The sequence below is a fragment of the Sedimentibacter saalensis genome, from assembly GCF_007830175.1.
GTDB classification, from domain to species: Bacteria; Bacillota; Clostridia; order Tissierellales; family Sedimentibacteraceae; genus Sedimentibacter; species Sedimentibacter saalensis.
This window is the reverse complement of sequence record NZ_VLKH01000011.1, coordinates 30399-54974: the sequence shown is the minus strand read 5'-3', so window position 1 is coordinate 54974 and position 24576 is coordinate 30399. Positions and strand designations below refer to the sequence as shown.

Here is a 24576-nt window from a genome sequence, read left to right as displayed (position 1 = left end):
AAAAATACACTTATAAAACAACAAAGGAGAGATAATGTGCAGTATGATATAATCAATTTATTGTTTTTTTTCCTCATATATGGTTTCCTGGGTTTCGTTCTTGAAACCACATTCAGAAGTATAGTAGAAAAAAGGGTTGTTATAAGCAGAGGATTCCTCACAGGTCTTTTTTGCCCTTTATATGGTGTATCCGCACTTACTATTATTCAAATATTCACACTCAGCGAAGTTATGATTGACGGAAGGCTGACTGCATTGATAACAGCAACAATTGGAAGCATTGCAGCCGTCACATTTATGGAATATGTTACCGGAAGAACGCTCGACAGGGTTTTTCACCACAAAATGTGGGACTACAGCGATCTTCCATTCAACCTTCATTCATACATCTGCCTGGACTTTTCCCTTGCATGGGGTATTGTTGCATTAATACTTGCTAATATATTACATCCTTTAATGGAAGTGGCTGTATACTCCATTGCATATCCCATAAGGACTTCAGCAGTATACTTCATTTTGTCCGCACTCATTGTTGACGGTTCATACAATATGCGTAAGCTTTACCACATGGATACATTGAAATTATAATAATGTAGGTAACGGCTACTGTCCTCCGGAAGATATTGAATTAATGACTTGGGCGGACACAAGGTCAGCCCCTACGCATCGATGAATTGATATCTTACCATGAATTTGAAATCACGGGTTATAGGGGAGAACCACTGTTCTCCCGAATATAAGATGTTATTGAATCAACAAAGCGGGCGGACACAAGATCCGCCCCTACAATTTGTGAAAAATAAGGTTTTTCAATAGTAAAAGGATGCCTTGCGGCATCCTTATTTGTGCTATTTCATTTAGCCATTCAGCAACAGTTCATCAATAGGTCTTCCCGGAGGAACTATTGGGTACACGCTGCAGTCATGATTTATTTTGCATTCTATGAACAATGGTTCATTTAAGTTGTATGTTTCTGAAATTATATTTTTAAGTTCCTGTAATGTTTCTGCCTTGAAGGATTTTATTCCGTAAGCAGATGCAAGGACCTGGTAATTGACTTCATCATAGTTGTCTGTTTCGGAATATCTTGCATTGCTGAACATTCTCTGCCACTGTCTTACCATTCCAAGAGTATTGTTGTTAAACATCACAATTTTAATCGGAAGCTTGTATTTTGCCACAGTAACAAGTTCCTGACAATTCATTCTGAAACTGCCGTCTCCTGTTATTAAAACAGTTCTTTTGTTTGGATTTCCAACCTGAGCACCGATTGCTGCTCCCAGTCCGAAGCCCATTGTTCCAAGCCCTCCTGATGTTATAAACTCATTTGACTTGTTGAACTGCCAGTATTGTCCGGTCCACATCTGATGCTGTCCTACTTCAGTGGCAACTATTGTGTTTTTATTGTATACTTTGTTGATTTCGTTCAGTATATTTTCAGGAACAAACTGCCCTTCTATATCATTCTTTTTTCTGATGGATGTGATTTCTTCCAGCCACTTGCTCCTGTCTTTTTTTTCTGAATGTTGGAGCAATTTTTCAAGAATTGATTTCATTTCGCCTATTAATGGAATGCTTTCATAGGTATTTTTGTCAACCTCTGTAGAATCCACATCTATGTGAATGATTTTTGCCCTAGGAGCAAATTTGTCGGGGCTTCCTATTACACGGTCGCTGAACCTGGCTCCTATGGCTATGAGCAAATCACAGTTTGTAACTGCCATGTTTGTTTCAAGAGAACCGTGCATTCCCACAAATCCAAGTGATAATTTGTTGCTTCTTGGAATTGTACCAAGACCCATGAAGCTGTTGCAAACCGGTATGTCTGTTTTTTCTGCAAGGGCGAGCAAAAGATGATCATTTTTTGATATTCTCACACCTCCGCCTGCATAAATTATGGGCTTTTCTGCGCTGTTGATTAGCTTTACAGCTTCCAAAAGCATTTTATCGTCCGGCAGATCAGCTTCATGTTTTTTCTCAGGAGAGCTTCCCTTGTATTCGCACATGTGCATGAATACGTCCTTGGGAACATCAACGAGCACAGGTCCGGGTCTTCCTTCAGTAGCAACCTCCACAGCTTCCCTTATGACATCTTCAAGATTTTCAACTTTTCTCACAAGGTAGCTGTGTTTTGTAACAGACATGGTTAGTCCGGTAATATCAACTTCCTGAAAAGAATCTTTTCCTATGAGAGGATTGGCAACCTGACCGCTGATTACTAAAAGCGGAATTGAGTCCATATATGCATTGGCTATTCCTGTAATGGCATTTGTGGCACCGGGACCGGAAGTTGCAATAAATACTCCCAGTTTTCCCGTGCTTCTTGCATAACCGTCTGCTGCATGTACGCCGTTTTGTTCATGAGCCGGTCTGTACACCTTGAAATAATCAAGCTCATCATAAAGAGCATCAAAGAAAGGTATTACAGCACCGCCAGGATATCCAAACAATGTATCTATGCCCTTCTCCTTTAGGACTTTTAAAATTATTTGTGAGCCTGAATTTTTCATATTTCCTCCTTGAAACTGCGTTATTTTATTCCTGTCCTTCTGCGCTTTTGCCTATCCAGGACATCATTGATCTTAATTTCTTGCCTGTTGTAATTATTGGATGTTCAAGATTATTTGCTTTCATAGCCAGGAATCTTGGCTTGCCTGCCTTGTTTTCAGCTATCCAGTCGTATGCAAATGTACCGTCCTGAATGTCTGAAAGAACCTGCTTCATTGCTTTTCTTGTATCATCTGTGATGATTTTTCTTTGTGTTATATAGTCGCCGTATTCTGCTGTATCGCTTATGGAATATCTCATGTTTTCGAATCCGCCTTCATAAATAAGGTCAACTATGAGCTTCATTTCATGGAGACATTCGAAATATGCAATTTCCGGCTGGTATCCTGCTGCTGTAAGAGTGTCAAAGCCTGCCTTCATAAGCTCTGTAACTCCTCCGCAAAGAACTGCCTGCTCACCGAACAAGTCTGTTTCAGTTTCTTCCTTGAATGTTGTTTCAATTACGCCGGCTCTTGTTCCGCCAATTCCTTTAGCGTATGCAAGAGTTATGTCCTTACATCTTCCTGTATAATCCTGATATACAGCATATACGTCCGGAACGCCTTTTCCTTCCTGGTAAGTTCTTCTTACAAGATGTCCTGGACCCTTTGGTGCTACCATGAAAACATCTATATTTTTAGGCGGAATTATCTGATGGAAGTGAATGTTAAACCCGTGAGCAAATGCCAGAGCATTTCCTTCTTCAAGATTTGGAGCTATGCTTTCTTCATAAATTTGTTTTTGAGCTGTGTCAGGAGCAAGAACCATGATCACATCTGCTTCTTTTGAGGCTTCAGCAACTGTAAGCACTCTCAGTCCGTGAGATTCTGCCTTTGCTCTTGAACGGCTTCCTTCCTGAAGACCTACAACTACATTTACTCCGCTTTCCTTAAGATTCAGGGCATGTGCATGTCCCTGGCTTCCGTAACCTATGATGGCTACTGTCTTTCCTTCCAATACTTTTAAATCCGCGTCCTTGTCGTAATACATTGTACCCATTTCTTTGTCCTCCATAAATTTTCAATAATTTTATAATAGCAAATGCCTGTATGGCCAGCTTTCAACAGTTATTACTTCCCTTGGAACTAGTTGTTTGTATACTCACAAACATCATACACATCGACAAATTTTTTCATATGAAGCATTGCTCTGTCAAAACCCTGCTTCTTTTCATCTTCCAGCATTATTCTGAATTCTGAATTGTTTGCGTCTATAGTTTCCATGCTGAAACCCTTAACATCAAACTGCTTTCTTCTTAATGTTGTCAGCACTCTTACAGCGGAATCCATTCCGCTTGATACTTTAAAACTTATTGTTCTGCACATATTAGCCTCCTGATTTTGGTTTCAACTTGATGCGAAGGTTAGGAGGATTCCAGGATTCGCAGTCTCATTCACCAATTTATTTGCTCCCTCCGGTCGCATAAATTGGGAATTCGTTGCGTTTGACCTACCAACCATCTGCCCTTCGCTGTCGCTCGTGCATATGGGGTTAGGTCATAAAAAAAAACCTCTCGTCTCTATATACATATAGCTGTATATAGGGACGAAAGGTCTTTCGCGGTACCACCCTATTTTACGATAAAAAAATATCGCCTCATTCAAGTCGAAAAAACTGATGTTTTGTTTTTTGAACTCTATTCTTATAACGCAGAAATACGTCTTCGTCTACTTTTCTTCGACTCAGAAGCTCAGGAGTGATCATTATATCATATAACACCGGTTTTCACCATACACCGGCTCTCTGCAGTTATATCAGGATATTTTTGTCTCCGTCAATGCCTTTGTCTTAACTTATTTTGTATTATATACAGTGCATAAAACAATGTCAACACTTTTTTTATTTTTTTCTTAAAATAAAATTTTAAAATTATTCTTGACAAAGCTATGATTGAATATTACAATCAATTACAATTTTATAGTTTCATTGATGGAGACAGGTGTATACACATTATTTAAAGAGAGCCGGCGGGTGGTGAAAGACGGCAGTATAAATATACACATATCACTCCTGAGAACTTTTCTGAAATCACAGTAGGATAAAGCGTCCGGCACCGTTATAATGCCAATGTTTGATTGAACATATGAGAGGTGTTTACACAATTAAGGTGGTACCGCGGGTTATCTCGTCCTTTTGGAGAGAACCCGCTTTTTTTATACTTAAAACAAGGAGTGATTATATGAAGGAAAAAGAAATACAGGAAATGATGAATTTAAACCATGAAGAAAATATCAGAAAAGCTGCAAGGAACCTGGATGGAGTATTGAAAAAAACTGATTTAGTATACAGTGATTTTTTCAGCAGGGAATATAACAACAATGTGTACATCAAGCCTGAAAATCTGCAGGTAACAGGATCATTCAAGGTTAGAGGAGCTTACAATAAAATTGCCAATCTTACTGCTGAAGAAAAATCAAAAGGCGTTGTAACTTCATCTGCAGGAAACCACGCCCAGGGAGTTGCCTTATCTGCCCAGAAGGCTGGAATTCATGCAACAATAGTTATGCCGAAGGTCACACCTCTCATAAAAGTTGAAGGTACAAAATCCTACGGATCAGATGTAATAATCCACGGCAATGTATATGATGAGTCCTATGAAGAAGCAAGGCGTTTGTCCAAGGAAAAAGGGTACACGTTCATTCATGCCTTTGATGATTACGATGTAATATGCGGACAAGGTACAATAGGACTTGAAATCATAGAAGAACTTCACAACATTGACGAAATACTTGTTCCTGTGGGAGGCGGAGGACTCATTAGCGGTGTTGCTCTCATAGCCAAAAGCCTTAAACCTTCCATACGCATAACAGGTGTTGAACCAACAGGAGCACTCACAATGAAAAAATCCCTTGAAAAGGGACATGTTTCAACTCTGGACCGCTGCAAAACAACTGCAGAAGGAGTGGCTGTTAAAAGACCCGGGGACCTTACGTTCGGCATTGTGAACAAATATGTGGACGGAATAATTGAAGTGACTGAAGAAGACATGATGGAGGCACTTTTGCTTCTGGTTGAAAAACACAAACTCATAGCCGAAACTTCCGGAATACTTCCGCTGGCAGCCCTTAAGAAACTTAACTTTAAAAATAAAAATGTGGCGTGCATTGTAAGCGGAGGAAACATAGACGTTCTTACAATTTCATCGCTGCTGAACAAAGGTCTTGTGTCAAGAGGAAGAATATTCTGTTTCACAGTAGAGCTTCCCGACATCCCGGGGCAGCTTTTAAAAGTATCAGAAGTGCTGGCAAATGCAGGAGCTAACGTCATAAAGCTTGACCACAACCAATTCAAAGCAACAGACAGGTTCATGAACGTGCAGCTTGAAGTGACAGTTGAAACAAACGGAAACAAACACATCGCACAGATAATGGAAATGCTGCAGGAGAACGGACTGCACATTAAAAGAATATATTAAAATAATCCGGATGTTCAGAATGCTGTCATCCGGATTATTTATTTAATTAATTTATTTTTATCCATTTATGCTGATTCAAGAATCTGAACAATAGACTTTCCTTCATCAATTTTCCTGCAAAAAATTATCCTGCTCATGGTAAATTCCCGGAACTTCTTCTTTGTAATATTTTCGTTACCATAAACTTTCCAGTAACCGCTGCACTTATAATTTTTACCTTTGAAGAATATAAATCCAAGTACATCCTCTAAAGGATAACTTAAAAACAGTCCTATTTCGTGAGGAAATTCATCTGTGTCTGAAATTCTTTCTCTTAATCTTTTAAAAAGAGAATCCAAGGAACTCCAGTCACAATAACCCTGTGTTTCTAAAAATGCTTTGTTGGGAGGACTTGACAGCTCACTCCACAGAGTGTCTTTCCTGTATACAATGACAAGTATTCTTTCGTTGCATTCACAAAGCATTTCAAAGTAAATTCCTCTCAAATTGAGATTCTGGTTGTAAAATTCAAAGGATAATTTTATTTCCGGAATCAGAAATTTTTCAAGAGACAGCAAATTTGCAGCCTTTATACCTGCAAATGTAGGAGCACAGTGATATGCCAATATATGTTCAAGTTCCATAATTTCTCCTTTATAGCATTTCTTGGTTAATTATTGCTAACCCTGTGACTATAAAGTATGTAAATCAATAAGTATTATTCTATGGCACATTACATTTATATTAGTATATTCTGCTCTAATTGTAATAAAAAAACAGTTAAGCAAACTGTTATTAAAAATCAATTTTATTTTATAGCATACAGGGGAGAGCAGTAGCTCTCCCCTACAAACTGGAATTTCTCAATATGTAGGGGCGGATCTGTGTCCGCCCGTTGTTGATATTCCAGATTCCCATTCGTTAGTATTAATCAACTCGTATAATTTATTGCCTTATGAGCCTCAATGCGTTGATTATTTTCGGCACTATCTGTTTTTTCCTTGAAACGCACTTGTCGACATACATCCCCTGAAATGTTTCTTCTTCATCAAAAATTCCTTTCACGAGACGTTCCTTGCTGGATGTGTAAAACATGTAGGATCCTTCATTGACAATGTCTGTAACGGCCATGATTATAAGGAAGTAATCCTTGTCAAATGTTATTTCATCAATGAGTTTTATGAATTCATCCTTCTTGTTCATAATCTGATTTATGTCCAGTGTGAACACCTGTGAAATCCCCACGTTCTTGTATTCAAGGTTAAACTTCTTGAAATCCTGGTATATGATTTCTTCCATTGTTTTTCCTTCAAGGGATGTTCCTGCCTTGAACATTTCCATTGCATATTCATGCAAATCAATATCAACAATCTTCAACAGTTCGTCAACAGCAATACGGTCTCTATTTGTAGTTGTGGGAGACTTGAACAGCAACGTGTCGGATATTATTCCCGACAGCATGAGGCCTGCCACTTCCTTGGGGATTTCAATATTATTTTCTCTATACATGTAAAATATTATGGTGTTTGAACTGCCCACAGGATTGTTCCTGAAACTGATTGGAATTGATGTCCTTATGTCACCGATTTTATGGTGGTCAATAACCTCCAGTATTTCTGCTTCTTCAATTCCCTCGGCGCTCTGGTTCATTTCATTGTGATCAACTAAAATAACCCGTTTCCTTTGAGGGTTAATGAGATGGTTTCTGCTCAAAAGGCCAAGATACTTTTTATCCCTTGAAATTATCGGAAACTTTGAATGCCTTGATTGTTCAATGTCTTCCTTGCAGTCATTTAGATCATCTTCATCGCAAAACATCATTATGTCATGGCTCTTCATAATATCTTCCACATATTTGGAGAGCATTATGTTTTTAGCTGTGTAATATGTTTGATATGCTGTGCTTATAATGTTGACTTTGTTTGTAGTTGCCATTTGGATCAAGTCATCTGGAATTTCCAGGTCTCCTGTAACAATTATCAGTTTCACGCCTATTTCAATTGAATACGCTATGACATCATAGCGATCTCCTACAATAACAATTGAATTTCTATCGATTATATCATTTCTTCTCAATGTTTTTTCTTCAAAGGACGCAACAACTACTTCACCATCTATCACTCTGTCAAACTTCAAAATGTTTTTTCCAAGCAAAGTTTCAATAATGTTGTCATACAGAGTGCAAAGATGCTTTTGATCAGTGTTTATAAGGCTCATGGCAATGTCCTTCATTGTTATAATTCCGGAAAGATTTCCATCATCATCTACAATTGGAAGAGTTCTTAATTTGTTTTCATTCATGTAAAAATATGCAAAATGAACAGACTGATATTTCATGAAAGGCCTTATCCTTTCATAATCCAAATCCTTTATCTGTATTTTTACATTATTTAATAATTCCGGAACTTCAACATGGAAATGTTTCAGCACAAACTCTGTTTCCTTGTTGATCATTCCCAGGACATAGGGCTTTGATGGTTCATTCAGGCTGTTTTTAAGTGAAGACAGTGCGATTGCTGCGCACACGCTGTCTGTATCAGGTGTCTTGTGTCCAAAAATTAAATTTTGTTTCATGTTTTCTCCTTTGTTCTAACTTTCCATTCTCAAATCATTTCCATAAAATTTTATGAGGGCAAAATTGTTGAAAACCCTGGACATAATTCTGTCGGAGTATGCACTTGCCAGTTTATCCAGAGACAAATTTGTGGAAATTATTGTTTTCTTTTCTGCAACAAGCCTCTCATTTATTATGTTGAAAAGCTCTGCGTTTGTGAATGAATTCCCTATTTCTGCACCAAGGTCGTCTATTATGAGCAAATCACATTCAAATATCATGTTGTAATTTATTCGGTTTTCTTCAGATTCATTTTGTTTATTGAACTTGTGGTTTTCAACAATTTCAAACAGAGAAAACGCAGTTTCATAAAGAACTGTAACTTCCTTGTCAATAAGAGTTTTTGCAATGCAGTTGCACATGAAAGTCTTTCCAAGTCCTGTTCCTCCGTAAAAAAGCAGGTTTGCGCTGGTCTTGGTGAAATTCATGCAGAAATCCTCACATGCTTCAAGTATGTTGTACATATTTTGTCTTGGTGTTAATTTTTCATTTTCATAAGGTTCGTTGCTGAAAATATTTATGTCAAATGTATCAAAATTTTCCTTCTTAAGCATGTGGACCATGTTGGACATATTGTACAAGTGGCTGATGACCTGTCTGTTAAGGCAGCTGCATTTTTTACCATCTGGTGTGTACCCTGTGTCACTGCATTTTTTACATTCATGTATTGGTTCCAGGTAGTTTTCAGGTATGTTGTTTTTCTTGTAAATTTCCTGCCTCTTATTTTTTAAGTGGTCGATTTTTTCCTTCAATTCTTTAACCTGCTCATGAACATTTTCCGGATTAGTCAGGAAAATCTTTGATAAACTAATGCTTGCAAGCTTAATCATCTTTTCAATTTCTTCAAGCTCAGGAATATTCTCATAGAGATTTTCTTTTCTTATATCTGCTTCATGAGCTGATTTAAGTCTTTTCCTGTTATATTCGGTCATTATGTTTTCTACAATCTGCTTATTCATTTTCTTCTCCTTCCCCAGGAATCTTCAGACCTAATTTATTGAATTTGTTCTGAAGTTTTTTTCTTGCTATTTCTTCAAGCTCCTGTTCAGAATAATTTTTAATTTTCTGGTCGAAGTTATGAAATTTGTTTTTTTGCTTTTGAACTTCCTTTATGGAAGATTTTGTCTTAACTTCCGTTTTCTTGTCATTTACAAGGTCTTCAATGTTCTTGAACCCTTTTTCATTCCAGCTGCACATTATGGAATCAAAGTAATTAATGTTTGGATTGTTTATCTTTGTTGAATTTTCAAGACATCTCAATATCATATCCATTGAGTACCCCCAGTCAAACCATTTATCTATGGTCTTCATTTCTGCTTCCGTGAGAGTACGGTTGAATCCAAGAGCCTTGCTTATTCTTGAATACATTGAGAAACGGTCATTTCTCTTTTCAAGATACTCGACCATTGATTCAATATCATCCACGCCTTCGTCGTGCCATGCGGAAACTACAGATTCAATGTAGCTGAATCTTTTGACTTTCTTGTTGTTTATGCAGTAACTGAATGCCTGTGTCATTATTTCGGGTTTAGTTTTGTATGTGTTAAGCCATGTCACAATTTTTTGTTTTTCGTTGATTTTTAATGGCCTTCCGAACATTTCCTCAATTTCTTCCATCATTTCCTTATTTTCTTGACTTCTGCTTGAAGTAATTAGTTCATGACTGTCTACATAATTTTTTTCTGGTATGTTTTTTGCAATATGCTTGTAGACATTGTCTATATAAAGCTGCTTCAGGTTGACAAATTCAATTATGTAGTTGTACTCATCTTCAGTTTCATGCTTGATTACTATACCTTCATTTTCCCAGTAAGTCCATGCATTCAACACGTCGGAAAGCGGCAGTTTCAAATCCTTGGCTATTGTTTCATTGTTGAAGTTACCTTGCCTGTCCTTGGCATACTTATACCCCATGAGATAAACCTTCACATATGTTCCTTCGGCTAAAGGCATGTAATCATTTATAAAAATATTCTCTATAGGGGTATCTCCCAAATCTATTTTCATTTCTTGAAGAATAAAATGCATAAATTTCTCCTCTTTGGAAATAATTACTGTAATATTTTGTAATATACTTGTAATATATTTGTAATAATCTTATTATGTTTTTGTGAAAACATTTTCTGCATCTCTTGTTGACAATTTATCATATTTAATATTATAATATTAGAGGATGATAAATTAAATAATTCATATTTGATTATATCATTTTTTATTTTAAAAGAAAAATACTATTTTTTCTTAGTAATAAAACAACGATAAAAACCAGGAAGTATACTATGAAAAAACTAAATTTGCAGCAGTTCAAAGAAAATAAGACTATTAACAAGACCGTTGAAATCTTCAAGCAACTCCCCCTAAAGAAAGAAAGACAAGTCCTCGCTAAATTCAGTAAATTCAATTCTTTAAATAAACAAGTCAAAGGCGCCATAGCCCTCACATGCGCAACAACATTAATTTTAAGTACAACATACACTTTAAATTATTTGGATACTCACGAAAACAACGTGTTTTCAACAGACAGTTTTTCAATATTGGCAGATGGAAAGGAACTCGTTAAAATCAGAGATTCTGAACAATTAGACACTACCCTTGAAAAACTCGAATCAGATTTAGAAAAAAAATACCAACATGAGCTTGAAATTGAAAATACTTTTGAAGTAAAACCATCCAAGGCAAAGGATAAAGAAATTGCATCTCCTGAAGAACTTTACAAAGTTCTGGAGGAAAATGTGAACTATTCAATTCTTGCTTATGCAATAGTTGTAAATGGAAATCCAGTAGGAGTTGTTAATTCGGAATACGAAGCAAACACAGTTCTTGAAGAAGTAAAAAATTATTTTACTGATGGCTATGACCAAAGCTCTATTATTGAAGTAAACACAGAGGAAACTGTTGAAATTGAAAAAGTCAATGCCTCCAACACAGAAATTAAGACTGCAGAGGAATTAGCTGATTACATAATCAAAGGTACCGATGAAGAACAAAAATACATTGTAGAAGAAGGAGACACATACTGGACAATAGCAGAGTACTTCAATATGTCACTTGACGAATTGATTTCCGCAAACCCTTCATCAGATTCAGAACACATACAAATTGGTGATGAATTGAACCTTGTGGTTCCAAAACCATTTGTAAACGTACAGGTTACAAGAAAAATAACTCAAGAAGAAAAAACACCATACGAAACAGAATACCAGTATGTTTCATACATGTTCAACGATGAGAAAATAGTTGAAAGAGAAGGAAAGTACGGTGTTTCAGAAATAGAAGCAATAGTTACAGAACAAAACGGCATACAAATTGCGAAAGAAGTTGTTTCAGAAAAAGTAGTTAAAGAACCAACAACAGAAATAGTTACAACAGGTACTCAGGATCCGCCGGCTAGAATTGGAACAGGTACATTTATAAATCCACTTCCAGGGGCAACAATATCATCCAGATTCGGCTCCAGAAGCGGAGGCTTCCACAGAGGTCTGGACTTGGCAAAAGCCACAGGATCATCAATCAAGGCTGCTGACGGCGGCACTGTCATTTCAGCAGGATGGGATGGAAGCTACGGGTACTCCATATTAGTAAACCACGGAGGCGGCTTTACAACAAGATACGCACACTGCAGCAATTTGTATGTATCTGCAGGAGATAAAGTTTACCAGGGAGAAATAATCGCAGCAGTAGGTTCTACAGGAGTTTCCACAGGCCCTCACCTTCATTTTGAAATAATGAAGTACGGTTCAGTAGTAAATCCTGCGTCATATATTTACTAATCAAAGAAAGTTAAGCCGCTTAATCTTAAGCGGCTTTTATTATGTCTTGCAGTAAAAGTCCAATCCTTCCATGACAATAAATTAATATTTTGTTAATCAAAATAATGTCATATATTTAATTATTTTTTAATTGCATTTTTTCTTCATTAGTAATATTATGTAGGAGTATTTTAGTTTTATGAATTTGAATACCGACAACTGGTTGTGCAGCATGGATATAAATTACTTAAGGATGGTAAAATGATATATTACGACGACAGATTTATGGAAGTTGCAAGACCGATCATTGAACATGAAGAATATCAGCAGATGCGATATCTGAAACATCATGATGAAAGTGTTTTTGAACATTCCGTAAAAGTGGCATTTTATGCTTACCAAATGGCCTATAAGCGCAATTTGGACTGGGAATCAGCAATCAGAGGGGCATTGCTTCATGATTTCTTCCTGTATAAGTTTAAAAAGACATTCAGCCCTAGAATCATAACCGATTCAATCAAGCATGCAATCATACATCCGATAATAGCATTTGACAACGCAAGTAAATACTTCGATCTGAACAAAAAAGAAGAAGATATAATAAAAGGACACATGTTTCCATTTGGACTGCCTAAGTCTAAGGAAGCCTGGATAGTCAGCTATGTGGACAAGTGTATTGCAACAATAGAATATGCCAATAACTTCAGAAAAATGGCATACACTGCAAAAAAAGCAGCGTATTTTGTTGAATAAAATGAACACTAGATGCGTAAGCATCTTTTTTTTATGCCCTAACCCTGTTTTTCTGACCGTAGGGAAAGAAAAACAGCGGTAGGTCAAACGCAACGAGTTCCCATTTTATGCGACCGGAGGAAGCTGATAAAATGGTGAACGAGACTGCGCTATGCCCGTGCTTAACCCTGTTTTTCTGACCGTTGGGAGAGAAAAACAGCGGTAGCGCAAACGCAGCATAAATTATGTCAGTTTTGTAGGGGAGGACCTCGTGTCCTCCCGCAGTCTGCAATAAAACATCTCCCAGTAAAGTGAAGTTTTCAACACCCGTTCCTGCTTCTGATTATCATTATTTAAAATTATATAACATAAAATGTTTATTTGTTTCATATTTGGGTAATATTTAAGTATATTATTAATAAATAACTTGAAAGGGGCTGACCGCATGAAAATATCTATATATGGAAAAAACATGCAACTCACAGATGCATTAAGGGAGGCAGCAATAAAAAAATTATTACGACTGGATAAGTTTTTTCAGCAGGATATTGAAGCCAAGGTAGTTTTAAGCATCGAAAAGAAAATACATAAAGTTGAGGTGACTATTCCTTTCAATGGCAGAATAGTACGTGTTGAAGAATATTCTGATGACATGTACAACGCTATAGATGAAGCAGTGGAATCATTAGAACAGCAAATTAGAAAATTCAAAACAAAACTCCAGGACAGAAAACATGTTAACGAATCAATTAAATTTGAAAATATTGAACCTCTTGATGATGAGGAGGAAGAGGAATTCAAGGTTGTAAAAACTAAGCGCTTTGCAATAAAGCCTATGAATATAGAAGAAGCCATACTACAGATGGACTTGTTGAAACATAATTTCTTTGTATTCCTGAATGCAGACACAGAGGAAGTAAATGTGGTTTATAAAAGAAAAGATGATAATTATGGATTGATCGAACCAGAATTATAAACAAACAACATAACTTTACCTCCGAATATATACAAAAAGACGCAAACTAAATTGCGCCTTTTTGTTTTTGCCGACAAATTTTTATTATACGTTCCTTATTCCCCCGAATATTCCCATATAATTGATTTGATGCCTCTTTTACGCTTGTAGTTTTTTGTTTTATTCCGGAACATCCATATTATATATTACTCAAAATCCTACACATGTCGAATCGTGTCGCATGAGTCACTTTTATTTTATGGAATATTTTATTTACTAATATTTATACTTTAGGTGGCTTATCCACACTTGTCCACAACAGTGGATAAGCTGTGCAAACTTACTTTTTCAATTTTATTGAAATTTCAACAAAAACTTTTTTGAGGCATATTTTAAATACTTCTTGACATCAATTCACATTAGTTTTTTCAACTTCATGAGTTGTTAACAATTCTATCCACAGTTGTGGATAACCTGGTAATGTGCAGAACAAAACTTCTGTTTTTTGAACTTTATTAAATTTACTTAATTACTTTTGACAATAATTTAAGTATTCAGACAATTTTAAACAAACATAAGTTTTACAGCACTTTTAAAATTATTCTATGTTGCATATTTAAAAGTTAATACAAAGAAGAATTTCTCCGGTATATAGTAGGCTTGTTTATACGTGCTATTTGACAATAAAAAATTTGTAGAATATTGTATTTGTTTGTGTTATACTAATTAATAAAAAAATATTAATTGGAGCCATGCATGTTATTTATCACAAACAAATATCTCAAGCCAGGCATGATTTTAGCAAAAGACATTATTTTGTACAACAGCAGTAATTTTAACAGCTTGCTCTTGACTAAAGGCCAGGTTTTAAACAATACATTTATCAACAAAATTAATTATCACGGCATAGAAGGCGCTTACATTGAAAGCGAAGCCTTTGCCGACATTGAAGTTGATTCATACATAAATGACGTACTTAAGGCAAATACACTAAAAACAGTTAAAGATGTTTATTATGAACTGAAAATGAGTTCAGGAAAAGTTCATGCAACAGCCATAAAGCAGCTTTCAGGCATTGTAAGCAGCCTAATTACAGAAATTATGTACAAGGATGACCTTTCATACAACATAATAGATTTTAAAAATTACGACAACTACACATATCAGCATTGCCTCAATGTGGCAACTCTATCCATATCAACAGGAATTTCCCTGGGACTTAGTGAAGGTGCACTTCATGACCTTGGAATGGCAGGTCTGCTTCACGATATTGGCAAAATGATGATACCCCTGGAAATTCTCAACAAGCCTGGCAAGCTTACAGAAGAAGAATTTGATATAATAAAGGAACACCCGGTAAATGCAGTAAGTCTTTTGAAGGATCTTGTACCTTACAGCGTCCTTTCGGCAATACAAAGCCACCACGAAAAACTTGACGGAACAGGTTATCCTTATGGTGTTTCAGGAAGTAATATTCATTTTTACGGCAGAGTGCTGGCTGTGTGCGATGTATACGATGCACTTACATCAGACAGGTCCTACCGCATGACATCATTTCCAAGTGAAGTAATAGAATATATTATGGGATGTGCCGATACGCATTTTGATTACGAAATTTTGAAAAGTTTTCTTAAAGTGATAGTTGCATACCCTATAGGAACTTTTGTTAGATTAAGCAACAAAAGAATCGCTGTGGTCGTAAAAAACAATTCAGAAAATATAATGCGTCCGGTTGTGAGGATTATAAACGGCGACGGTACTGTTGGCGTAGATATTGATTTACTCTATGACAACAATTATATGAACACTACCATAACTGATATGGCATATGATTATGACAATTCCGGTCTGGAAGGCGCTTTGAAGTCCACATATGATATGAAATTGAAATTATAGCTAAAACTAAAGCCTTAGGGCTTTTTTATTTTGACTTTCTAATGAAATAACCAAAATATCCTTCTTGAATATAATGTAATATATTGTTTGAGGATGTGATATTTATGAATATAGATTTACAAAAATTGCTGGAATTGATAATTCCATTGTTGACTGTTATATTTGGTGCGTTGTCAGTATATTTGAGGACAAACGAAAAAATCATGAACAGTTCAATTAAATATATTACAGAAGCCGAGGAAATGTACAAAGATGTGAGCAAGTCTGGTGGTCAGAAGTTTTCTTGGGTTGTTGACACATTGTACAACATGGTACCGCGTCCCTTAAGAGTTGTCATTACAAAAAAATTCGTGGAAAAAATGGTGCAGGGCACATTTAATAGTATAGAGGCATATGCAAAGACGCAAATTGACAAGGCTGTGGACAATTATTTTGAAAATATATCTAACAAAAATAAAGAAGGCAACAGTGGGAAAGAAACAAACCCGGGCATAGGAGATGCCAACAATGATTAAAATTCAAAGCCTCCCCTTGGACAACATAAGCGTCAGCAGCTCTTACGGACCAAGAAATATAACAGTTGATGGTGTAAAATACTGGTGGCACAACGGTGTTGACTTTTACGCTGAAGAAAATACTCCTGTTTATGCTGTAGCTTCCGGCACAGTAAAAGCTGCAAGGTTTAATGATGGGGGCTATGGATACTACGTTGCCATTGATCACGGCAACTATGGCACCCTCTATGCCCACTTAAACAGAACTTCTGTTTTTGCAGGAAGCAGTGTAGAAGCTGGAAGTATCATAGGATACTCCGGCAAAACAGGGGCTGTGACAGGACCACACCTTCATTTTGAAATAAGAATTACACCATATGAAAACTTCTGGGACAGAGTGGAGTGTGACTCCTCAGTCTTCATGAGGACTGTTGATCCCATGTTATTTATTGAAGAATATCAGAAGCTACCAGAAGATTTATCTGTTGAAAGCGCTCGTGAAATTGTAAAAACTAAAGCATCGCTGGAAGATAAAACCATGGATTACATTGTTAATGACTACAGATATGGACATGATTTAGTAAAAAAACTAGCAAAAGCATTGCAATAATTAAAAAACCCGCTTCCGCGGGTTTTTCTTTATGTAGTCGGTTGTCCGGCATTATTTATTTTGAAGCCAGTGCAGCATTAACTGCTTCTTTTATAGCATTGCTTGTTACAGTTGCACCTGAAACTCCGTCAACTTCTGTTGAATCTGCTTCAACAATTTTTGCAGGCAATTGATCAATTGCATTTGATCCAATTCCGTTTGTTTCGCTGTCGCCAACTGCTTCAACAGACACTATGTCATCGCCGTCAACTACTACAGTTACTGTAACGTCTCCGCCAAATCCCTTTGCTGTTGCTGTAAGAGCTCCTTCAACTGGTGCTGCAGCTTCTTCAGTTTCCTTTACTGGTTCTTCTGTTGCTGGTTTTTCTGCCGGCTCAACTGCTGCTGGTTTTTCTGCTTCTGCAGCAGGAGCAGCTGCTTCTTTGCTTGAGCATGCAGCAATGCTGAACATCATCAAACCAAGAGCCAATAATAATGATACTTTTTTCATTTTTGTCCTCCAATAAATTTGATACGTTTAGTATTATATCATTAATCCTGGAAAATGAAAGGAACAAATTCTTAAAATTTTGTTAATATTGTATGTACTATCAGAGAGTTGGTTCAGTACCACGAGAAACTTTACACTTGTTCACTGTCATTCTGAGGGCGCAGACCGAAGAATCTCATGTTTTTAGCAAAGACAAGGTCCTTCACTATAAAATAATCCACTTAATTTAATTATTTTATTTAATGCAAGAGTGAGTTATGCTACAATATTTTTAGAAATTATAATGTACATGCTTACGATAATACATGTATGTCAAAGAAGCGGCATGTATTATTGATATTTTCAAGGTAAAGAATTCAGATTGCTGCATTTAATACATATTGTTTAAAATTAATAATAAACGAAGGTGATCAAATGGAAAATAACTACGAATACATAGTAAGTGCATGCCTGTGCGGTGAAAACTGCCGTTACGATGGCAAATCTACATTGTCTGAAAAGATTAAAAGACTTGTTGATGAAGGAAAAGCAATAATGGTGTGCCCAGAGGTTGATGGAGGCCTCCCCATTCCTCGACATCCCTGCGAAATAAGGAACTCTAAGGTAGTAAACAACAATAACGAAGATAAGACTGAAGAATTTGTTTCAGGAGCAAAAAAAGTACTGGAGCTTGCAAAAAAACACAACATTAAGAAGGCAATTCTTAAAGAAAAAAGTCCATCCTGCGGCAGCAGCTTCATATATGACGGAACATTCAGCAGAAAGCTGATAAAGGGACAAGGCATTACAACCGAACTCCTGCGTAAGAACGGAATAGAAGTAATAAGTGACGAAGAATTCAATAAATAATAGCAGTCAATGTCATTATGGGAGGTATGAATGTATAAAATTAGTGAATTTGCTAAAATGTCCGGCTTGCCACAGTCTAAAGTCCGTTTTTATGAAAAAAACGGATTATTAAAAGTACGGAAAGATATAAATGGCTATAGATACTTTACACGCTGGGATGCATTTCGTGTAAATGCCTTTCGTGTTTTGCTTCAATATGGATTTACTGTAGAAAAAGCCATAAGCATGCTTGATGAAAGACAATCCGGAGAATTGTTTGTAAATTCCCTGGAAGATAAAAAAGAAGAACTTCAAAAACAAATTGATTTGATGCACAGCCGCATGAAAAAATTAGAAGCAGTTATTTCATTGCTTAAAGAAGGTTATGAAAATAAGTTTGAAATAGTAGACATGGAAGATTATCTTTATGTTTTAGCTTCAAATGGAATTGATTTTGGTATATCAGTTGAAAACGGAAACGTTATTGCCCAATTTGCCGAACTGTTATCAATAACTTCCTACGCCAGAATAATAATGATGGACGAGCTTCTAAACAGAAATGTGACAATTAACCCAAGCTATGCAAGTGCTATACCTATTTCAAGAGAGCATTTATTGGGAAAATATGATAAGTCAAAAGTAAAGAAGTTAAAATTAGGCAAATGCATACGTTATTACAGAAATGAGACAAGAGAAGGAAGTGAGAAGTTAGATTCCTTCAATGAGTTATTCAATTTCTTAGAAAAAAATAATTATAAGATCAATGGGGATGTTTTGCTGCTGCCTACCTTTCTCAATCTTGATGGTAAAGGAATTGATATTGAGGTTTTATATGTTCCGATAAAAAATTAACAATTTTTTGAAAAACATCTTGACTCTAAACCATGTTCATAGTTTATACTTCGTCTTGTATTTAACTATTTAAATATGTTTTAAATTTAAACAATTGGAGGAGAAAAGATGAAAAAAAGAAAATTATTTGGCTGCTTATTATTGATAATCGCTATGATTTCAATGATTTCAATGCTTACAGCATGCGAGAACGCTGAGCCGGCACAAAGCCCAAAGCCCGCAGAAAGTGCTAAGCCCACAGAAAACGTTCAACAGACAGAAGTACCAAAAATATCATTCAAAGCAGGTACATATACTGCAAATGTTTATGGTTACCTATCAAATCTTAATGTAGAGACTACATTCTCTGATACGGAAATAACAAGCATTAAGGTTACGGAACAAAAAGAAACTCCTGAGTTGTTCGCCTTGGTTGAAGCGCAGGTTCCTGCACAGATTATTGAAAACCAAAGTTTAGCTGTTGATACGGTAACAGGCGCAACTATATCAAGCATGGCATTAGTAAACGCAGTGACTGACTGTGCTGAACAAGCCGGAGGAGATGTTAAAGCACTTAGAGCTAACAAAATAGAAAAAAAGCCGGGTGCCGATGAAGAATATACAACAGATGTTGTAGTAGTCGGATTAGGTGCATCAGGATATATGGCTGCTCACAATGCAGCAATAGAAGGTTCAAAAGTAATGGCTATTGAAAAAGGCGCAGCTCTTGCTGTATCAAACGGATTAAAAGTATCCGGCCCATTTGCAATCGATACCCCGGTATTGCAGGAGAAAAATTCAAAGCTTACAGTTGATAAGGCATTTTATCATATGATGGATTATTCTCATTGGTCAGTGAATGCTACATTGGTGAGACGTTGTCTTGAAACGTCAAAATTAGCCGTAACTCAATTAATGGATATGGGTTATCAATTTAAAGAAGCAGACTTTAGATTTGAAACACCTTTTAAAGGTGAATATGGCGGGTTCCATTTAATATTAAATCCATTGTCTGAACGTGTGAGCATTTGGGAAAAAACACTTAAAGAAGACAATGTTGATGTAATGTTTAATACAACCGGCAAAAAGTTAATAATGGATGGAGATAAAGTTGTAGGAGTTGAAGCTCAAAAGAAGGATGGAACAAAAGTAACAATTCATGCAGATTCAGTAATTCTTGCAACCGGAGGTTTCATCGGCAACAAACAAATGATAGCAGAAAACTTTTCAGGGGTGACAATAAACGCAGCCGGCGGAAGTTTAAGCACAGGCGATGGAATCAACATGGCTGTTGAAGCTGGAGCAGTGCTTGATAAAACATTTGGTATATGCGGAAGTGAATACGGCGGAACAAACACAAAGGCAACAAGAAGTGCAAAACAAGATAAGTATGATCAAAATACTGCATTCAAGTTTGGAGTTTACGGCGGCTTGTATGTAGATGCACAGGGTTCTCGTTTTATGAATGAAGGACTGATGGTTGATTATCCTATGTCTTTCGGAAGCGAATCAATTATACGTAACAGCCCATACTATGCCATTGTAGATCAGACATATGTAGATGCAATGAAAACACAAGGATTGTACTTATATACTAAAGAAAAAGGTGCACCTGATAATTGGACAATCGGTAATTATTACAAAGAAAAGATTCTTACAAATCTAGATGCAGATCTTGAAGAAGGAATTGCGCAAGGATGGGTTTATAAAGCAGATACAATTCAGGAACTTGGTAAATTCTTTGGAATTGAAGACTTGCAAGCAACTGTAGATGCTTACAACAAATGTTGTGAAGACGGTGTTGACGCTCAATTCGGTAAAGAAGCAATGTATTTATCTGAAATAAAAGATGGACCATTCTATATTGTACAAAATCAATTCAGCGGATGGAGTACTATAGGCGGTGTTAGAGTAGATGAATCATTAAGAGCATTAAACGATGGTAACAAGGCAATCCCAGGATTATATGTTGTAGGTTCAGACGCAGGAAGCTTATTCTGCACTCCTTACTACGATATCCCAGGTTCTTTCTATGGTCTCGCCATTGATTCAGGAACTATAGCCGGTAAAGAAGCAGCAGCTTATTCTAAAATTAAATAATTTGTTAAAGCTCAAGTGTTATGCACTTGAGCTTTTTTAATGTAATATTAAATATGAATTGCTTATAATTCAGAGACAGTTCTTAGTCACCTAAAAGCACCCAACAGTTATTTATTATTTTCTATAGCTTACTCTTAAATTTGTCCATGAATACATGACCATATCTTATGTTAACTTTGTTATAGTGTATGGCAAATATAATATTCGGTATTTTCATCTATATCTCAAGTTTGTCATAATACACCTTCATCAATAAATGCAAGTGGTTATCCATTATACAGTATGTAATTATGCTATAGTCTATATCCTTCATTATCCCTTTTATTATGGCCATAGCCATATTTTTGTCTATACCCGCTTTAAATATTTCTCTGGTCATTACATGATGTATCGGTGCTGCTCTTTATTCTAGCTTGTCTTGGCATTATTTGCCTCCAAGCTTTTTTATATATACTGCTACTTTTTAAAATCAATGCAATCTTCAATCAAAAAACCTGTCCCTAAACCCTCTTAGTCTATTCATCTAACACCACAACAATTGACAAAGGATAAATAAAAAAACACCCGAAGGTGTTTTTTTATTTATTATTTATTATTCTTGAATGATTATTAAGTCTATTTCCTGGTCACTATTCAAGTAGTATTGGAATAATGTTACACCAGCTTTAATGTCATACAAGTCTCTAAGATCATTTACAGTATTATCAGACATATCAACTCCGATTACTGTTGCATGTTCAGACATTGCATACCAGTTAGCTCCTACCTTAACCATAGCGCCTCTTGCATTCATTGCTGATGCAGTAACTGCTGAAGCGAATGGTACTGCTGTAGCTTCGTCTATGTCTTCGCCATCATACTTAACGCCATAAACTTTCTTTGTTCCATTAGCTACTGTATCATCTTCAGTTGTATAAACAGTTTTCTTTGCTCCATCAGTGTAAATTACTATAGTCTGAATTTCTTCATCACTGCCATTGAATGACTGATTTACTTTAGTAATGTAAGCATATGATACTTCTGCAGCTGAATCAAGTTCATCAGCTTCAACAACAAGTACTATAATTTCACCACTAGTATTTCTTACAGCATATGCGCTGAATTCTGTTGGAAGTGCACTTGCATCTACTACATCATAATCATTATCTGTTGCGTCAAATACTACAACGTCAGAAGCTAATTTGTTTGAAGTTTTGTCTAAGTCAATATTAGTATAAGTAATACTATTGTTTACTACTTCAATTTTATTTACTTTTCCATCAGCGTTTAATCTGTATTTAATCAATGAATACTGATCAATTGCTGCATCTAATGTGTCAGTATCATCTAAGTCAGTTCCTGAGAACATGTTAGCACCATCAAGTTTAGCAGATCCTGTTACATCTCCTGATGAATTTAATTTTACATATACATCAAATACAACTGTTTCATCATCTTGTGTAGCAAGTTTGATTTGTGGGTAATCATCAATTGATGTTGAGTTGAATTTTTCTGTTATAGTTCCTGGTTCAAAACCAATAACTACTGCATAGTTTGTAGGTCCAACTGATGAACCATCATAATCAACAATTTCATCATTATGGTCTAAGAAGAATACACCTTCATCTCCAAGATCAAATGAAGCTACTATGCTGAGGTCGCTTAAATCATAAGCTGTTCCGCTAATATAGTATTTAGATCCATCTATTCTTGTTACTTTACCTTCAACTACGTTTCTTGTTACAACTAAAGTAGTTACAGTTTCATCTTCTGATAAGAATTCAACTACTATGTCATCTTCTTCAATATCTTCTAATGAATCTACATCACCAGTAACCTTAATGTTAGCTGTATCAACCTTATCTTCATATTCAGGTAATGTTAAACCGTCTAATTTAGTTTTTCCAGCTACATATGTCTGTTCAAGTCTTATAGCTTCAGTTTGAATTGTAGTAACAAAACCTACAACTTCACCAGCTTGAATTTTTCCATCTTCTTTGTTAGTTCCTAATCCATCAGTAGCAACTATTTTAATAGTTTCTGTATCTTCTAAGTCAGCAAGAACTATATCGCTTTCTTTAACTGAACCATTTTCAAATACATCTTCTGCATCCACATCATAATCAGCGAATGTTACTTTTTTAATAGTTCCTGTTGCAGTTTCAACAGCTACTGTTAAATCATCAACTTCATCAATTGTTCCTTCGATAACTAATGAGTTTGTATCTTTTACAAATACAACTTGATCATCATCATTCAAATAAACCTTAAGGTTCTGGAACATGTATGGAGCTAAGTCTACTAATTCACCAGCAAAGTTTTTGTTATGAACATCAACTTTGTCTGCTGTAACAGTGTAGTCATCATCTCTTTCAGCTATTCTGCTGATTAATTCATCATCAGATTTAACAACATCTCCGTCTGAGTTAACTGTTACTAATACTGCTGTCAATGCATTGTATAACAATTGAGCAACTCCGCCTCTGTCAGCTCCACTAGCTGATAAAGATACATCTTTTGTCAAACCTAACTCAGCTGCTTTAACTTTGAAGTTTGTTGGCCAAGTCATATTTTTGATTTCATTGCTTGCATCTGTATAACCTAATGCTCTAACTACCATAGTGATAGCTTCATCATAAGATACAGTTCTGTCTGGAGTGAATTTTCCGTCGCCAGTTCCTATTACTATTCCTTTTCCAGCTGCTAAAGCTATCCAAGAGTCTGCCCAGTGACCTTGAGTGTCAGTAAAGTTACTCTTTGAACCTGATACTAAATCTCCATAACCAAGAATTTCTACCAACAATTTAGCCATCTCAGCTCTTGTTACAGTTTTTTCTGGTCTGTAAGTACCGTCTTCATAACCTGATACTACGCCTAAAGCAGATAATGCTTCAATTGCTTTTGCATAATCAGTATCAGCTATGTCTTCGAATGTGCCTGCGAATGCAAAGCTCATGCTTGATAATACCATTGCTATTACCAAAACAAGTGATAATACTTTTTTCATTCTTTATTTCCTCCTATGAAATTTGTTTGTGGGTGTTTAGGTCCCCTGCACCTCTCATTGTGTCAGCACAATGACTAGAGTATTATAACACCGGAATATTGACAAGTCAACATTAATGAGATTAATGTAATTTTATTGTAATATTCACGGCATAAGTGCCAGCGTGCCTATGTATATAATATAGCATAGGTTTTTGAGTTTAATATTACAGTAATGTTACATGTACATGTTTTTCTGGGGATTGTCCTTGATTGGTGGGAAATGTGTCGATTTATGAATGTTAACGGATAAGAACATAAGATGATATATAATAAGATAACCACGGGCGGGCACAAGACCCGCCCCTACGA

General features: G+C 36.1%; 22 protein-coding genes and 2 other annotated features. Of the genes, 11 read left to right on the top strand and 11 right to left on the bottom strand.

Annotation, left to right across the window (positions count from 1 at the left end; all coding sequences use genetic code 11):
• Positions 1–36: 36 nt before the first annotated feature.
• A complete protein-coding gene (locus LY60_RS15175; RefSeq protein ID WP_170226266.1) occupies positions 37–588 on the top strand; it encodes a putative ABC transporter permease in 552 nt (183 codons plus the stop codon).
• A gap of 269 nt (positions 589–857) precedes the next feature.
• Here the strand turns inward: LY60_RS15175 and ilvB are convergent, their stop codons facing one another.
• The 3 genes from ilvB to LY60_RS15160 form a co-directional block, all read right to left on the bottom strand.
• Complete coding sequence (gene ilvB / locus LY60_RS15170) at positions 858–2510, bottom strand: biosynthetic-type acetolactate synthase large subunit (protein WP_145085794.1); 1653 nt, start codon at positions 2508–2510, stop codon at positions 858–860.
• A gap of 25 nt (positions 2511–2535) precedes the next feature.
• A complete protein-coding gene (gene ilvC / locus LY60_RS15165) occupies positions 2536–3546 on the bottom strand; it encodes a ketol-acid reductoisomerase (RefSeq protein ID WP_019227334.1) in 1011 nt (336 codons plus the stop codon).
• 86 nt (positions 3547–3632) lie between these two features.
• Positions 3633–3872 (bottom strand): ACT domain-containing protein, encoded by a 240-nt coding sequence (locus LY60_RS15160; RefSeq protein WP_145085791.1) that lies wholly within the window; start codon positions 3870–3872, stop codon positions 3633–3635.
• A 213-nt stretch (positions 3873–4085) separates the two neighbouring features.
• Positions 4086–4334: a binding site (T-box leader), on the bottom strand.
• A gap of 130 nt (positions 4335–4464) precedes the next feature.
• Positions 4465–4683 (top strand) — a binding site (T-box leader).
• 43 nt (positions 4684–4726) lie between these two features.
• Here LY60_RS15160 and ilvA point away from each other — a divergent pair.
• Positions 4727–5962 (top strand): threonine ammonia-lyase, encoded by a 1236-nt coding sequence (gene ilvA / locus LY60_RS15155; protein WP_246145518.1) that lies wholly within the window; start codon positions 4727–4729, stop codon positions 5960–5962.
• Between the two features lie 65 nt (positions 5963–6027).
• Here the strand turns inward: ilvA and LY60_RS15150 are convergent, their stop codons facing one another.
• From LY60_RS15150 to LY60_RS15135, 4 genes are all read right to left on the bottom strand, one after another.
• Positions 6028–6585, bottom strand: a complete 558-nt coding sequence (locus LY60_RS15150) for a DUF3793 family protein (protein WP_145085788.1) — start codon at positions 6583–6585, stop codon at positions 6028–6030.
• Between the two features lie 301 nt (positions 6586–6886).
• Positions 6887–8515 carry a putative manganese-dependent inorganic diphosphatase gene (locus tag LY60_RS15145; protein WP_145085785.1) on the bottom strand — a complete coding sequence of 543 codons (1629 nt, stop codon included), beginning with the start codon at positions 8513–8515 and terminating at the stop codon, positions 6887–6889.
• Between the two features lie 15 nt (positions 8516–8530).
• Positions 8531–9514 carry an ATP-binding protein gene (locus tag LY60_RS15140; RefSeq protein ID WP_145085782.1) on the bottom strand — a complete coding sequence of 328 codons (984 nt, stop codon included), beginning with the start codon at positions 9512–9514 and terminating at the stop codon, positions 8531–8533.
• The gene (locus LY60_RS15135) at positions 9507–10562 is read right to left on the bottom strand and encodes a DnaD domain-containing protein (protein ID WP_212633496.1); all 1056 of its coding nucleotides are present in this window, start codon (positions 10560–10562) and stop codon (positions 9507–9509) included. Before LY60_RS15135 ends, LY60_RS15140 begins: the two co-directional genes overlap by 8 nt.
• 272 nt (positions 10563–10834) lie before the next feature.
• On the opposite strand from LY60_RS15135, the gene LY60_RS18360 reads away from it, so the two are divergent.
• Together LY60_RS18360 and LY60_RS15125 are read left to right on the top strand one after the other, a co-directional pair.
• Positions 10835–12325, top strand: a complete 1491-nt coding sequence (locus LY60_RS18360) for a M23 family metallopeptidase (protein WP_145085776.1) — start codon at positions 10835–10837, stop codon at positions 12323–12325.
• Between the two features lie 240 nt (positions 12326–12565).
• Entirely contained in the window at positions 12566–13057 is a 492-nt protein-coding gene (locus LY60_RS15125) for an HD domain-containing protein (RefSeq protein WP_145085773.1), read from the top strand.
• 31 nt (positions 13058–13088) lie between these two features.
• Here LY60_RS15125 and LY60_RS15120 read toward each other — a convergent pair whose 3' ends face one another.
• Positions 13089–13328 carry a hypothetical protein gene (locus LY60_RS15120; RefSeq protein WP_145085770.1) on the bottom strand — a complete coding sequence of 80 codons (240 nt, stop codon included), beginning with the start codon at positions 13326–13328 and terminating at the stop codon, positions 13089–13091.
• 153 nt (positions 13329–13481) lie between these two features.
• Here LY60_RS15120 and hpf point away from each other — a divergent pair, with 153 nt between their 5' ends.
• From hpf to LY60_RS15100, 4 genes are all read left to right on the top strand, one after another.
• Complete coding sequence (gene hpf, locus LY60_RS15115; RefSeq protein ID WP_019230581.1) at positions 13482–14012, top strand: ribosome hibernation-promoting factor, HPF/YfiA family; 531 nt, start codon at positions 13482–13484, stop codon at positions 14010–14012.
• Positions 14013–14747: 735 nt separating this feature from the next.
• Positions 14748–15887, top strand: coding sequence for an HD-GYP domain-containing protein (locus tag LY60_RS15110; protein WP_145085767.1), 1140 nt, complete (start codon positions 14748–14750; stop codon positions 15885–15887).
• 104 nt (positions 15888–15991) lie between these two features.
• A complete protein-coding gene (locus LY60_RS15105; protein WP_145085764.1) occupies positions 15992–16402 on the top strand; it encodes a hypothetical protein in 411 nt (136 codons plus the stop codon).
• Entirely contained in the window at positions 16395–16991 is a 597-nt protein-coding gene (locus tag LY60_RS15100) for a M23 family metallopeptidase (RefSeq protein ID WP_170226265.1), read from the top strand. Before LY60_RS15105 ends, LY60_RS15100 begins: the two co-directional genes overlap by 8 nt.
• A 55-nt stretch (positions 16992–17046) precedes the next feature.
• On the opposite strand, the gene LY60_RS18240 is transcribed toward LY60_RS15100, so the two are convergent.
• Positions 17047–17481, bottom strand: coding sequence for an FMN-binding protein (locus tag LY60_RS18240; protein WP_246145516.1), 435 nt, complete (start codon positions 17479–17481; stop codon positions 17047–17049).
• A 414-nt stretch (positions 17482–17895) separates the two neighbouring features.
• On the opposite strand from LY60_RS18240, the gene LY60_RS15090 reads away from it, so the two are divergent.
• The 3 genes from LY60_RS15090 (at position 17896) to LY60_RS15080 (ending at position 21240) form a co-directional block, all read left to right on the top strand.
• Entirely contained in the window at positions 17896–18330 is a 435-nt protein-coding gene (locus tag LY60_RS15090) for a 2-thiouracil desulfurase family protein (protein ID WP_145085758.1), read from the top strand.
• Positions 18331–18360: 30 nt separating this feature from the next.
• Positions 18361–19161, top strand: coding sequence for a MerR family transcriptional regulator (locus LY60_RS15085; RefSeq protein WP_145085755.1), 801 nt, complete (start codon positions 18361–18363; stop codon positions 19159–19161).
• 108 nt (positions 19162–19269) lie between these two features.
• Positions 19270–21240, top strand: coding sequence for an FAD-binding protein (locus LY60_RS15080; protein WP_145085752.1), 1971 nt, complete (start codon positions 19270–19272; stop codon positions 21238–21240).
• Between the two features lie 217 nt (positions 21241–21457).
• On the opposite strand, the gene LY60_RS18405 is transcribed toward LY60_RS15080, so the two are convergent.
• Together LY60_RS18405 and LY60_RS15070 are read right to left on the bottom strand one after the other, a co-directional pair.
• Positions 21458–21619 (bottom strand): transposase, encoded by a 162-nt coding sequence (locus LY60_RS18405; RefSeq protein ID WP_145085749.1) that lies wholly within the window; start codon positions 21617–21619, stop codon positions 21458–21460.
• 213 nt (positions 21620–21832) lie between these two features.
• Complete coding sequence (locus tag LY60_RS15070; RefSeq protein WP_145085747.1) at positions 21833–24226, bottom strand: S-layer homology domain-containing protein; 2394 nt, start codon at positions 24224–24226, stop codon at positions 21833–21835.
• Positions 24227–24576 lie beyond the last annotated feature (350 nt).

Excerpts from the sequence above, each read along its gene's own strand:
- ilvB (WP_145085794.1), bottom strand. The coding sequence starts at position 2,510 with ATGAAAAATTCAGGCTCACAAATAATTTTAAAAGTCCTAAAGGAGAAG.
- ilvC (WP_019227334.1), bottom strand. The coding sequence starts at position 3,546 with ATGGGTACAATGTATTACGACAAGGACGCGGATTTAAAAGTATTGGAA.
- LY60_RS15160 (WP_145085791.1), bottom strand. The coding sequence starts at position 3,872 with ATGTGCAGAACAATAAGTTTTAAAGTATCAAGCGGAATGGATTCCGCT.
- ilvA (WP_246145518.1), top strand. The coding sequence starts at position 4,727 with ATGAAGGAAAAAGAAATACAGGAAATGATGAATTTAAACCATGAAGAA.
- LY60_RS15150 (WP_145085788.1), bottom strand. The coding sequence starts at position 6,585 with ATGGAACTTGAACATATATTGGCATATCACTGTGCTCCTACATTTGCA.
- LY60_RS15145 (WP_145085785.1), bottom strand. The coding sequence starts at position 8,515 with ATGAAACAAAATTTAATTTTTGGACACAAGACACCTGATACAGACAGC.
- LY60_RS15140 (WP_145085782.1), bottom strand. The coding sequence starts at position 9,514 with ATGAATAAGCAGATTGTAGAAAACATAATGACCGAATATAACAGGAAA.
- LY60_RS15135 (WP_212633496.1), bottom strand. The coding sequence starts at position 10,562 with ATGAAAATAGATTTGGGAGATACCCCTATAGAGAATATTTTTATAAAT.
- LY60_RS18360 (WP_145085776.1), top strand. The coding sequence starts at position 10,835 with ATGAAAAAACTAAATTTGCAGCAGTTCAAAGAAAATAAGACTATTAAC.
- LY60_RS15125 (WP_145085773.1), top strand. The coding sequence starts at position 12,566 with ATGATATATTACGACGACAGATTTATGGAAGTTGCAAGACCGATCATT.
- hpf (WP_019230581.1), top strand. The coding sequence starts at position 13,482 with ATGAAAATATCTATATATGGAAAAAACATGCAACTCACAGATGCATTA.
- LY60_RS15110 (WP_145085767.1), top strand. The coding sequence starts at position 14,748 with ATGTTATTTATCACAAACAAATATCTCAAGCCAGGCATGATTTTAGCA.
- LY60_RS15105 (WP_145085764.1), top strand. The coding sequence starts at position 15,992 with ATGAATATAGATTTACAAAAATTGCTGGAATTGATAATTCCATTGTTG.
- LY60_RS15100 (WP_170226265.1), top strand. The coding sequence starts at position 16,395 with ATGATTAAAATTCAAAGCCTCCCCTTGGACAACATAAGCGTCAGCAGC.
- LY60_RS18240 (WP_246145516.1), bottom strand. The coding sequence starts at position 17,481 with ATGAAAAAAGTATCATTATTATTGGCTCTTGGTTTGATGATGTTCAGC.
- LY60_RS15090 (WP_145085758.1), top strand. The coding sequence starts at position 17,896 with ATGGAAAATAACTACGAATACATAGTAAGTGCATGCCTGTGCGGTGAA.
- LY60_RS15085 (WP_145085755.1), top strand. The coding sequence starts at position 18,361 with ATGTATAAAATTAGTGAATTTGCTAAAATGTCCGGCTTGCCACAGTCT.
- LY60_RS15080 (WP_145085752.1), top strand. The coding sequence starts at position 19,270 with ATGAAAAAAAGAAAATTATTTGGCTGCTTATTATTGATAATCGCTATG.
- LY60_RS18405 (WP_145085749.1), bottom strand. The coding sequence starts at position 21,619 with ATGACCAGAGAAATATTTAAAGCGGGTATAGACAAAAATATGGCTATG.
- LY60_RS15070 (WP_145085747.1), bottom strand. The coding sequence starts at position 24,226 with ATGAAAAAAGTATTATCACTTGTTTTGGTAATAGCAATGGTATTATCA.